This is a genomic window from Luteolibacter flavescens, assembly GCF_025950085.1.
Taxonomy (GTDB): domain Bacteria; phylum Verrucomicrobiota; class Verrucomicrobiia; order Verrucomicrobiales; family Akkermansiaceae; genus Haloferula; species Haloferula flavescens.
The window spans coordinates 70,820-82,382 of record NZ_JAPDDS010000021.1 but is presented as its reverse complement, the minus strand read 5'-3'; the positions used below and the strand labels follow the sequence as shown (position 1 = coordinate 82,382).

Genomic DNA, 11,563 nt, shown 5'->3' with positions numbered 1-11,563 from the left:
TCGATTCCCGACCGGACGATGGCCAAACCGAGCCCTACACCCCCGGATTCACGCGTCCGGGCCGCATCAGGACGGTAGAAGGGCCTCATGGATTCGGGACAACCTCTGTCTTCGAGTGGATTTTCGGACTCTCAAAGAGAAAGCTACAACCAACTACTATATCCGTAGTAGTTGACGGCACGCCGCGGGCCGCTGGCTCCCTTGTTTTGGGGAGACTCCGGGAGAATCCCGCCAATGGCTTTCTGATGATCGGGAGGGCGCGAGGAATGCGGGTCCAGTGCTACTATCGGACGAGGGAAGCGGCCTTGCCGAGGGTGATCCCCTGCCCTGACTCCCTGCGGAGCGATGTAAGCGCACATGACGGAACCTACAGCGCTTGCTCTTCCGGATCTTCAGGCCCTAACCAGGACAGCCCGGCCCGAGGCTAAAACTGAGCGACCGTGCATTCCTCGAAAGACGAGAGCCATTCCATTCCAGCTTCCAGAAACGACTGCCCGGTCGCTAGGCCGCCAAGGGAATGCTCCACCTGTCGCGATGGACACAGCAGCGCTGCTCCAGTGGACAACCCCGCGATCGGCGCCGGGATCAAAAGAAAAGCGCGGTGTGGCTTTCACCACACCGCGCTTTGGGAATTCAGATTTGCTGATCGGCGCTTAGGCCGGGGCTCCTACGACTTCGCCGGGGAGAGGACCGCCGTCATCGGGCTTGTCCTCGGTCTGCTTGGCCGCGGGCTTCTTGCGGAACTCGTCCGGCACCGGAGGCGGCTTGGGCGCGCTCGGCGGGTTCTTCATCTCACCGGTGTCGATAAGGTCGCGGATATGGGATGCATCCAGCGTCTCATACTCGAGCAGGGCGTTCGCGATGAGCTCGACCTTGTCCTTGTTCGTGGTGAGGACCTCGGTCGCGTGATCGTAGGCTTCGTCGATGAAGCGCTTGATCTCGGCATCGATGACGCGGGCGGTGTCTTCCGAGTAGTTCCGGCTGCGCGACACATCACGGGCAAGAAAGACTGGGTTGTCCCCGTCGCCGTATTCGATCATGCCCAGCTTGTCGCTCATGCCCCACTCACAGACCATGTGGCGAGCGAGGGAGGTCGCCTGACGAATGTCGCCGGAAGCACCGTTCGATACGTCGCCGGTGATGAAGGATTCCGCGATGCGGCCACCCATGGTCATGACCAGATTGGCTAGAGCTTCCTTGCGCTGGGTGGAATACTTGTCGCCGTCCGGGAGATACATCGTAGCACCGAGGTAAGGGCCGCGCGGGATGATGGTCACCTTGTGCAGCGGGTGCGTGTGCGGCAGGACCATATTGAGGTAGGCATGGCCGGCCTCATGCCAGGCGGTGCCGATGCGCTCCTTGTCCGACATGGCAAGGCTGCGGCGTTCACGGCCCCAGCGGACCTTGTCGCGTGCTTCTTCCATTTCGGCGAGAGTGACAGCGGAGAGTCCGCGGCGTGCGGCGAGGAGGGCAGCCTCATTGATGAGGTTCGCCAGTTCCGCACCAGAGAATCCGGGAGTTCCGCGAGCGATGACCGCGAGGTCGGTGCCCGGGGCCAGCTTGATCTTCTTCACGTGGACGCGGAGGATTTCCTCGCGGCCATTCACGTCGGGAAGAGAAACGGTCACCTGACGGTCGAAGCGACCGGGGCGCAGCAGCGCGGGGTCGAGCACGTCCGGGCGGTTCGTGGCGGCGATGATGATGACGCCCTCTTGGGTGTCGAAGCCGTCCATCTCCACGAGGAGCTGGTTGAGCGTCTGCTCACGCTCATCGTGACCGCCGCCCATGCCATGGCCGCGGTGACGACCGACAGCGTCGATTTCGTCGATGAAGATGAGGCAGGGAGCATGCTTCTTACCCTGCTCGAACATGTCGCGGACGCGGGAAGCACCCACACCGACGAACATTTCGACGAAGTCAGAACCGGAGATCGAGAAGAACGGCACGTCCGCCTCACCGGCGATCGCGCGGGCGAGCAGGGTTTTGCCGGTGCCTGGGGGTCCTACCATGAGGACGCCCTTCGGGATTGAGCCACCGAGCTTCTGGAACTTGCGGGGATCGCGGAGGAAATCGACAATTTCCCAGAGCTCTTCCTTGGCTTCCTGAATACCGGCGACGTCCTTGAAGGTCACCTTGTTATGATCACGGGTCAGCAGGCGTGCCTTGGACTTGCCAAAGGACATCGCGCCACGACCGGCCGCCTTCATCTGCTGGCGGAACAGGAAGAAGAGCAGCAGGACGATGAGCAGGACGGGCAGAAAGGTGAAGATCGCGCTCTTCAGGAAGTCGTTGTTCGGCTCGAAGATAACGCTGTCCTTCTTGTCCTGCATCAGTTCACCGAGCTGGTCTCCCAGCATCATGACCGGAGCTACGACCTTGAACTCCTTTGGCGGCACCGGCTTGGTATTTTCCGCTGGCGGCGCGGGAGCCGGGGGAATGACCCGGTTTGCCACGACCACACCAATATTGCCATCGGTAGAATAGACAGTGAGCGGCTCCTTGTCGCTCAGCGACTTGACTTCGCCCAGGGCGGCAGCACGGCGGAAGGCCGCCTCGGAAAGTACCATGGTCTCAGGACCCGGTTCCGGAGCAGCTTCGCGGCTGAGGCGATAAACCACGGACTCGCCGAGAATCGCCGCCACATTGTCCAAACGGAGAGTGGCTTGGATCTGCTTGGTCGTATCGGGATCTTCACCCGGGCCGCGCTCAGGCGTGGCACGGAGGCGACCGCTGATCACCGCATTGTAAGCACCGTCCTGAGTGGTGACTTTCAGCGGGTACTTCGGGTCATTGCGGTAGACCATCCCCTGGTCCCACTTTTCCTTGAACTGACCGAAGGACATCGACTGCACGGTCGAACTCATCCCATTGCTGAAAACGGCAAGGGCGAGGATGAGAAACGCGGCGCTGAGAAGAATCGCGAGACGCCAGTTGAATCCCGGCGGGTCGTTTGGCCCGCGCGCGCCAGAACCCTGCGGCGGACGATTTTGAGACGGATCAGACATGGTTGATTGGGAAAGCGCCCCTTCCCCGGTGCCGCAGACAAACAAATATTTGCGGCATGACAGTGCAGAGGGCGCGACAGGGTAACTCTGGATCGCCGAAAGAAAACCCAATTTTTTCCGACGCTCTTGCGGGTCCGGCGAGCCTTTGCCATGGATGGCCCGGATGGATCATGAGGCGGCGCCCGATGACACCCCGGAACCGAGGAAGGGACCGGGCACCCCGTCGTGGTGGCCGCGACGCCGCCAGGCCAGCGCGAGCAGCGCGCGGGTGCTGGGCCTAATGGTCGATGCCTTCGCGGGATTCGCGACCCTGGACGGTCGCCTAGATGCGGACGAGGCGGACCTGATCCTGGACCTCCTCCGCAGCGCCTTCCCGGAGGCTGACCATAGCTGGCTGGCACGCCGGGTCCAAAGGGCCGTCCGCGAACAAAAGCCCCTCGCCCGCACTGCACTGGATCTCAGGGAGTTACTGGACGACCCACAGAAGATGGCGGTCGGTCTGCAGCTTTTCACGCTGGTCGATGCCGTCGGTCGATCGGAGACAAGCCGGAGTTCCTTCGAGATCTTCATGCGCCGACTCGGCCGGCCGGATCACGCACGGCAGATCCTCGCGGAGATGGCAGGCGAGGAGATCGGGGAGCATCCCGGCTTCGAGCGAGTCATCTTCGGCCCGGGCGATACCGCTGACGTCGCACTCCCTGCCGAGGCGAATGGCCACGCATTCCGGGTCTATCGCGCGGCGGACCTAGTGCTGGTGAGAAATACCGGCGAGCACCCGCTGTGGGTGCGAGGGCGATCCCTTGAGCGGGGCGCCTTCCTCCGCATGCGGGAGCGCCAGCAGATCGTGCTCCCCGGCTGGACGCTGAATGCGGAAGACCTCGTCTTCTTCCTGAACGTCAAGCTGACGGGAAAGAGCCCCGCCATTTTCCTCGCCAGCACTGACGAGGGCCTGACCAGCGAGCGCGCCCGCAGCCGCCAGAGCGAGGTGCGGATCCGCTTTGGCCTGAAGGCGGAGATCGAGGCGCTGAAGCCCACGCAATTCATCATCGAGGGCGTCGGCCCTCTGCTCCCGCGCCGCCCGGTCTTTTGCGATCACCACCAGCGCCTGTCCGATCCCACCGGGCTCTCCACCACCATCGATGCCTTGCGCCGCCGCCGGGCCGAGGCAGGCGGGCGCTTCCGCCTGGAGCCGGACCAGCGTGACTTCCGCGTCTCAAACGATCCTTCCGTGCTCGAAAGCGGGGACATGCTGATCGGCCCGGGATTTGCGCCGCGAATGGTGCTCCGGATCCGCTTCGACTCCGAGCGCCGGACGGGCGATCTTTTCATCCGCGAGGCCGAGGGCAGCATCACGGCCGATGGCGTGCCGGTGAAAACCTCCGCCCCGCTGCGCGACGGCACCATCATCCGGCTCTCCCGCACCCAGGCGCTCCGCTGCCGCTTCAGCGAGGGGATCATCGATGAGGAGCGGAATCTCATCGAGGCGCTGAAGGTGCAGGACCTCATCCACCAGTTCGTCCCCGGAGTCCGGGCGCTGGACAATGTGAACTTCGAGGTGAAGCGCGGCGAAATGCTGTGCATCATCGGCCCCAGCGGCAGCGGAAAGAGCACGCTGCTCTCCGTGCTTGCCGGCCAGCTCGAACCGAGCCGGGGCCGGGTGCGGCTCAATGAGTCGTCCCTCTATCAGAACCGCCTGGAGCTGATCCGCTTCATCGCCTACATGCCGCAGGAGGATGCGCTGAATCCGCAGCTCACCGTGCGCGAGCACCTGCGGCAGGCCACCACCATCCGGCGGCCCTTCCTCTCCGCGGAGGAAATCGAGCGTCGTGCCGATGGCATCCTCGCAGAGCTGGGCCTGCAGGCGATGGCCCGCCGTCGCGTGGGATCTCCGGGGGAAAAAGCCCTCAGCGGTGGCGAGCGCAGCCGGCTGAACCTAGGGCTCGACCTCGGCAGCGCGGCGGAGGTCTTCCTCTTCGACGAACCGATTTCCGGCCTTTCCTCAAAGGACTCCGAGCACGTGGCCGAGACCCTCCGCTCGCTGGCCCGCGACAAGATCGTCATCGCCTCGCTCCACCGCCCCGGTGCCACGGTGCTGAATCTCTTCGACAAGGTGCTACTGCTCGATACCGGCGGCCGCCTTGCCTTCTTCGGATCACCCGCCGCAATGATCGCCTATTTCCGCGGCTCTGCGGATGAACTCGGCATTTCCCACCCCGCCATCGCGGCGAATATCCCGCTCGGGGCCGACTTCGTCTTCGACGTGCTGGAAACCCCGCTCGCCCAGATCGGCGGCGGCCAAAATCCCACGGGAGCCCGCCGCTTCCCGCCGAATTTCTGGCAAGAGCGCTTCGAGAGCGACTCGCTGGTCCACGCACTCGGCGAGACGGCCCCGCCATCGCGCGTGGAGAATACGGACACCTCGCTGCCCTCGATCCACTCCGCTACCGGCGTGGTCCCCCGGGTGAAGCGCTCGTGGGCTCAGTTTATCACGCATTTCCAGCGCTCGCTTTTCTCGAAGCTGCGCAATCGCGGCACGCTCTACTCGACCCTGCTGGAAGCGCCGCTCCTCGCGATCCTGATCGGCATCACGCTGCGCTCGTCAAAGGAGGGTGCCTATGAATTCCCCACGGCCCTGCACATCCCGGCCTACCTTTTCCTGTCGGCGACGGTGGCGATGTTCCTGGGGCTGACCAATTCGGCGACCGAGATCCTGCGCGATCGTCCGCTGCTGCGCCGTGAGAGGAATTGCCGGGCAAATCCCCTACTCTACGTCGGCGCGAAATTCTGCGCGCTCGGCCTGGTCGCTGCGGCGCAGTGCTTTGTCTACACGCTCATCGGCCACTTCCTGCTCGAGATCCGGGGCACCGTGCCGAGCCAGTGGCTGTGGATGACGCTCACCGCCTGCACCGGCACGGGGCTGGCGCTGCTTGTCTCGTCGATTGTGAAGACCGAGCGAGCCGCCCTGACCGCGGTCCCCCTGCTGCTGGTGCCGCAGATGCTCCTCGCGGGTGCGCTGGTCCCCTTCCGCGAGATGAATCGCGGCCTCTTTGAAAACAGCGGCATCGAGCGCGAGCGCGGCGGGGTGCCCGTTCCCTCCGACATCATGCCGCTGCGCCATGCCTACGAGGCAATGGTCGTCACCCAAGCCACCCGGAATCCCTACGAGCTGGAGCGCATCCGCATCCAGCGGCGCGTGGATTCCATCAAGGAACGGCCAAGCCCGCTGGAGCCCGGAGTCGAGGAGCGACTCCAGCTCATGCTGGAGTCCTTGGTGAAACTCGGCGGTTCCCAGGCCACAAATCCCCGCGATGCCGAGGATCTGGCGGAGCGGATCACCACCCTCGCCCGCGCCGGCACCCGACTGGAGATCGATTCGCTGAAGGTCCGGAGCAAGGATCCGAACGCCCGGCCCATCACCGAGTTTTTCGTTAACGACCGCATCGATCTCCTTGTCCGCGAGGCGGAGACCTTCCGTCTCGATTACCGGAATGAGGAGAAGCCACGCCACATCTTCCTCGCCCTGAAAAAGCCGGTCGGCGATGACTGGGTGGATACCGTGGACTACGACAGCGCCGTGCTGCTACTGGTGATCATTGCCACCGGTCTCGCCACATCCGCGGTGCTGGGCATCCAGAACCGGCGGACGAAGTGACTTCTTCACTCAGCCACTCGGAATCCTACCGGTAGCAAGCGAGCAGCGGAGGGAAAATTCCTTCGACTTTCATCGCCAGAAAGTCGTCACGCTCCTTCCGGCGTCGCAGCCTGTTTCAGCGCTGCGGCGATCTCTGCGACCACCACGGCGGTCAGTGGCCGCGGCACCACGGTGCCCAGCACCAGCCAGCCGAAGGGCGTCTCCACGGGAACGACTTCCAGCACATCATTCGCTCCGATCTTCACGTGGACATTCCCAGCCTGCCCGGCGACCGGGCGATAGGCTTGGGCGAGGCTGCGGGCGAGGAAGTGCATCCGCGTGTAGGCGGGGTCTTCCATGACCGGCTTGCCCTCGCGATCCAGGATGAAGACACCGCGCGCGCCGGTGTGGCGGATCAGGGCATCGCGGAAACGCGCGAGACGCACGAGCAGCGGACCACGACCCGGAGGCAGCGGCTCGGCCGGAACCGACTCCGCCGACGGTGGCAGCGGGGCTTCCAACTGGCGCTCGAAAACTTCCTCCGACGGAGCCCTTACCGAGGGGGCCGGGGCAGCTTGCGGGATCGGCGGCGGCGCGACGGGCAATGCGGCTGCCGGACGGGGTGCCCCCTCGGCAAATCCGACGAAATCCGAGCCAAATCCCGCGTCGGGTGATGCAGCAACCTCCGGCTGGCCATTGTCAGCCAGCAGGTTCTCCGCGAGGCGGCGCACCGCCGAGGCGTCGATCCATGGTTCAAGCGGATCCATCGCGGCGAAGGGAGGGGTGGCCGGCTCGTTCGAATTTCGCTTCGATTTCCGCTCGCAGGGCATCGAAGACCGCCAGGGCCCCCGCGCCTTCTTCCAGCACGCCAATGGGCAAGCCGCGGGCACTGGCTTTCACGAAAAGTCCGTCGCGCGGGATCATCGTGCGCAGCACCAGATCCTCCGGCAGCAGCTGCCGCAGTGCCATCACCGACTCACGGCTTTCCGTCATGTCGGCCTGCACCATCGTCATCAGCACTCCGAGCACGAGAAGCCGCGGGTGAATGACCCGCAGGCGATTCAGGCCCTCCAGCATCTTCGGCACGGAGCGGATGCCGAGAGGCTCCGCCTGCTGCGGGATGAGGACGGAGTCGCTGGATGCGATGATGTCCGCCGTGAGGCCGAAAAGCCCCGCCGGGGTATCGATCAGCACGATGTCAAAACCGCGGGCCTCCACCGCGCGCATGAATCCGCGCACACGGGCGAGGTGCGCCCCGGTCGGCGCGCCACCCACCTCGTAGTCACTGGCCTGGCCGGCCGCCACGAGGGTGAAAGTCTCCAGGCGGGTAGGCACCAGCAGCCGCTCCAGCGGGATGCCGGGATCTGCCAGATAGTCGTAGAATCCGGACAGCATGCGGGACTGGCGGGTCAGCGAAAGGCCGACCGATCCCTGCGGATCCGCATCCACGAGCAGGGTTCTCAGCCCTGCCCGGGCGAAGGCATGGGCCATATTGATCGAGGCGGTGGTCTTGCCAACGCCGCCCTTTTGACTGGAAACCGCTATACTGATCACGCTGTGAGCTCCGGGGAAATCGCTGCCACAGCGTAGCTTCGGCTTGTAAGCACGGAAGCCTTTTCTGCACGCTGCGAGCGCCATCCATCTGCCCAGCCTGCCTCATGTCGAAAGTCATCATCCCCGCCATCGGCCTTCTCGCCCTGACGGCCACCGTATCTTCCTGCCGGAAAGGTGAAAGTTCCTCCGGAAGCTCCTCAAGCTCGAGCGCTGCCCGGCCCATCGTGTCAGCAGAGCTGGAGAACCAGATGGCCAATGCCCCCCAGGGCCTGCTGGCGAGCCGGAAGGACTCGCCCGTGAAATGGCAGCAGTGGGACCCCGCGATCCTCAAGCGATCGAGGGATGCCGACCGCCTGATCTTTGTCTTCCTCTGCAGCGCCCAATACCCGGGCTGCCTGGAGGCGCTGGACGCTATCGACCAGGACCCGGAACTGGTGGCCCGCTTCAATAACGAATTCATCCCCGTCCTCGCGGAATTGAGCGTCGCTCGGGAATGCGGGATCGCCGCGGGAATGCTGTCGGAGGAACTCCGCGCGCCCATGAATTTCCCCTACGTGCTGCTCCTTTCCCCGGACGGCCACGAGGTCGGCTGGCGCGCGATCCCCTTCGACACGAAGGACAGCTTCCGCGACTCCATCGACAACGTGACGGACATGGCCATGGCGATGTGGCGGGAAGACCCGGCCTTCACCCACCGGAACAGCAAGTCCGACCACGCCCGGCGAATGTCTCGCATCCCGCAACCGGACGCGGTCGCCGACGCCGCCACCCGGGACGCCTTCCTGCTGCGCACTACGCGCCAGATGATCAGCCAGTATGACCAGGACATCGGCACGCTGTCCGGGACCGGCGGCTTGTTCCCGATCGGAAGCCTGCAGTTCCTCGCGCTGGCGGCAAACAGTCCCACCATCCCGCAGGACATCGCCGCCCGCAGCCGGGAAGCCGTCTCGGCATTCGGCCATCAGGTTCTCCGCAGCGCCATGGTCGATCCTCTGGACGGCGGCGTTTACACCACCCGCATGGGTCCTTCGTGGGATCTCCCCATCATCCAGCGCACCTGCATGACCCAGGCCCGCAGCGCGCGGGCGCTGGTGAGCCTCTACTCTTCCATCGGGGATGCCCTCCCTCTGGACGTGGCGCTCGGAGCGGTGAAATTCGCCGAGGAGCAATTCTCCACGGCGGACGGCCTCTTCGCCAACCAGCGCCAGCCCGTCCCCACCAAGTTCGAAGAATGGATGTGGAGCAGCGATCAGATCAATGCCGCGCTTTCTCCTCAGGAGGCAGCCCTGTGGAAGGCGCTTTTCAGCGTCCAGGACCTCGGCAACCTGCCGATGGAGGTCGATCCCTCGCGCAAATTCTTCCGCCTCAATACCTTCGGCACGCGCATTCCCATGGAAAAAGCAGCCGCTGCCGCCAAGGTGGACCCGGCCCAAGCCCCCGCCCTCTACGAGAGCGCACGGAAGAAACTGCTCGCGGCAAGGCTGACCCGCATGCCCCAGCCCGCCCCGGCTGCCCACGGCGAGGCCTCGTCCAGCTTCCGCATGGTATCCGCCTACGCGGCCCTGTTCACCGCCACGGGCGACATTGCGTGGCGCGACAAGGCGTTGGCGCTCGCAAAGGGTGCCCGCGAAGCCTTCTCAAAGGGTAACCTGCTCATCGAGCAGGGCGCGCCCGTATCCCCGGTCGTGGCGGACGCCCGCGCGTTCACTTACGCGCTGGCCATCCAGGCCGCGCTCGATCTGGCCGAGGTGACGCTGGATGAATCCTGGCGCCTGTGGGCCGGCGACCTCGCCACCGTGGTCGGCGAGCAATTCATCGACAAGAACGGCCGCATGCTGGAGGCCCGCCCGGCATCCACGCCGCTGCAGCTTCTCATGATGGACCGGATCATGCTTTTCGACGACTCCACCGTCGGCCTCATGCGCATGAATGCCGCACGCCTTGAGGCGCTCGGCCAGCCTTCGCCGCCGGAAATGGCAAAGCTCGCCAGCTCCCTGCCCCGCCCGGAGATCCAGCCCATCGTGGTGGCCGACTCGATCCTCGCGGCCTCCTTCGCCCGCTCGCGTGTCATCGTGGAATTGCCCGCCGATCCCTCTGCCGAATGGCGCGACGCCGCGACGAAGCTGCCACTGGACCTGATCGCGCGCAGGATCGGCACGGGCAGCACGGTGACGGTCCACCTTCCCGATGGAACCAAGGTCACGCCCGCAAATCCGGCCGATTTGGCCGCTGCGGTAGCCGCCCCCAAGCCCTGATCCGATTTTTCCTCTCGCATCCGGGCATGAGCGTCGGATTGTTTTGGTAATCATGAAAGCCCACCGCCTTTTCCGCTACCTTCCCTTGCTGGCCATCGCCAGCGTCTCCGCCGACACCTTCGAGCTGAAGGACGGCACCACCATCGAAGGTACCATCGTCAAGGAGGATGGAAGCGACTACATCATCTCGGTGCAGGTCACGAAGTCCATCAAGGACGAGCGCCGCGTGCCGAAGGCGGACGTGGTGAAGCAGACCGCCGAGCAGAAGGACGAGACCGAATTCGCCGAGCTCGCGAAGCTGGTGCCAACCCCGGACCTCCAGTCTGCCGAGACCTATCAGGCCCAGACGATCAAGGTGGAGTCCTTCATCAAGCGCCACCCGCAGAGCCCGAAGAAGGTCGAGGCCCTGAAGCTCCTCTCCGTGCTGGAAAAGGAATTCGACGTGGTGACCGCCGGGGGCGTGAAATTCAAGGGCGAGCTGATCTCCGCCGACGAACGCAAGCCGAAGGCCTACGCTCTGGATGCCGGCATTCAGGCCGCGACCCTGAAGGCGGCGGCAGAGCGCGGCGAGCTGATCACCGCCCTGCGCGCGTGGACCAAGCTGGAAACGGGCTATCAAGGCAGCAGCGCCTACCGTGAAAACATCCCGTACGCGGTACGCGTGATGAGGTCCCACCTCTCCGCCGTCACCGCCAGCCTCGCCGGATTTGACGCGCGCGCGAAGTCCCGTGCCGATGGTCTGTCAATGATGTCCGGGAATGACCGCAGCCTCAGCACCGCCGCCATCCAGGAGGAGCAAGCTGCCTACACGGCCCTGCTCGAAAAGGACAAGGCCGCAGGCCACAAGTGGCCGGCACTCGATCCCTACGTGAAAGCTCCGATGGAGGAAACCAAGCGCCTGCTCGAAAGCGAGATCCGCCGTCTGGAGAGCGTCGATACCGCACAGCTCCCGAAGTCCGAGCAGGCCTATGAAACCGCCTGGGCCGCCGTGACCAAGTCCGGCGCTACCGCCCAGGAAGTCTCCGCCGCCCTCTCCGCCGCCCGAAGCGCCAGCCTGCCTCAGCCCTACATCGACCTCCTGACCAAGGCTGCACCTGCCGCACCGGCCAATTGATTTC

At 64.8% G+C, this 11,563-nt stretch carries 6 protein-coding genes and 1 pseudogene; 3 read left to right on the top strand and 4 right to left on the bottom strand.

Annotated elements, in window-relative coordinates; genetic code table 11:
* Nucleotides 1-113 (bottom strand): annotated as a pseudogene (locus OKA04_RS24700) (hypothetical protein); the annotation flags it as partial.
* Between the two features lie 540 nt (nucleotides 114-653).
* Nucleotides 654-2,864 (bottom strand): ATP-dependent zinc metalloprotease FtsH, encoded by a 2,211-nt coding sequence (ftsH, locus tag OKA04_RS23635; RefSeq protein WP_319800631.1) that lies wholly within the window; start codon nucleotides 2,862-2,864, stop codon nucleotides 654-656.
* Nucleotides 2,865-3,168: 304 nt separating this feature from the next.
* Between ftsH and OKA04_RS23630 the strand changes: the two genes are divergently transcribed.
* Nucleotides 3,169-6,657, top strand: coding sequence for an ATP-binding cassette domain-containing protein (locus tag OKA04_RS23630; RefSeq protein ID WP_264503701.1), 3,489 nt, complete (start codon nucleotides 3,169-3,171; stop codon nucleotides 6,655-6,657).
* An 86-nt stretch (nucleotides 6,658-6,743) separates the two neighbouring features.
* Here OKA04_RS23630 and OKA04_RS23625 read toward each other — a convergent pair whose 3' ends face one another.
* The gene (locus tag OKA04_RS23625) at nucleotides 6,744-7,403 is read right to left on the bottom strand and encodes a roadblock/LC7 domain-containing protein (protein WP_264503700.1); all 660 of its coding nucleotides are present in this window, start codon (nucleotides 7,401-7,403) and stop codon (nucleotides 6,744-6,746) included.
* A complete protein-coding gene (locus OKA04_RS23620) occupies nucleotides 7,390-8,190 on the bottom strand; it encodes a ParA family protein (protein ID WP_264503699.1) in 801 nt (266 codons plus the stop codon). Before OKA04_RS23620 ends, OKA04_RS23625 begins: the two co-directional genes overlap by 14 nt.
* 104 nt (nucleotides 8,191-8,294) lie before the next feature.
* Between OKA04_RS23620 and OKA04_RS23615 the strand changes: the two genes are divergently transcribed.
* Entirely contained in the window at nucleotides 8,295-10,445 is a 2,151-nt protein-coding gene (locus OKA04_RS23615; RefSeq protein ID WP_264503698.1) for a YyaL domain-containing protein, read from the top strand.
* 52 nt (nucleotides 10,446-10,497) lie between these two features.
* Complete coding sequence (locus OKA04_RS23610) at nucleotides 10,498-11,559, top strand: PTPDL family protein (RefSeq protein WP_264503697.1); 1,062 nt, start codon at nucleotides 10,498-10,500, stop codon at nucleotides 11,557-11,559.
* Nucleotides 11,560-11,563 lie beyond the last annotated feature (4 nt).

What these genes read in the sequence shown, in the direction of transcription:
- ftsH (WP_319800631.1), bottom strand. Translation starts at nt 2,864, where the DNA reads ATGAGTTCGACCGTGCAGTCGATGTCCTTCGGTCAGTTCAAGGAAAAG.
- OKA04_RS23630 (WP_264503701.1), top strand. Translation starts at nt 3,169, where the DNA reads ATGGATCATGAGGCGGCGCCCGATGACACCCCGGAACCGAGGAAGGGA.
- OKA04_RS23625 (WP_264503700.1), bottom strand. Translation starts at nt 7,403, where the DNA reads ATGGATCCGCTTGAACCATGGATCGACGCCTCGGCGGTGCGCCGCCTC.
- OKA04_RS23615 (WP_264503698.1), top strand. Translation starts at nt 8,295, where the DNA reads ATGTCGAAAGTCATCATCCCCGCCATCGGCCTTCTCGCCCTGACGGCC.
- OKA04_RS23610 (WP_264503697.1), top strand. Translation starts at nt 10,498, where the DNA reads ATGAAAGCCCACCGCCTTTTCCGCTACCTTCCCTTGCTGGCCATCGCC.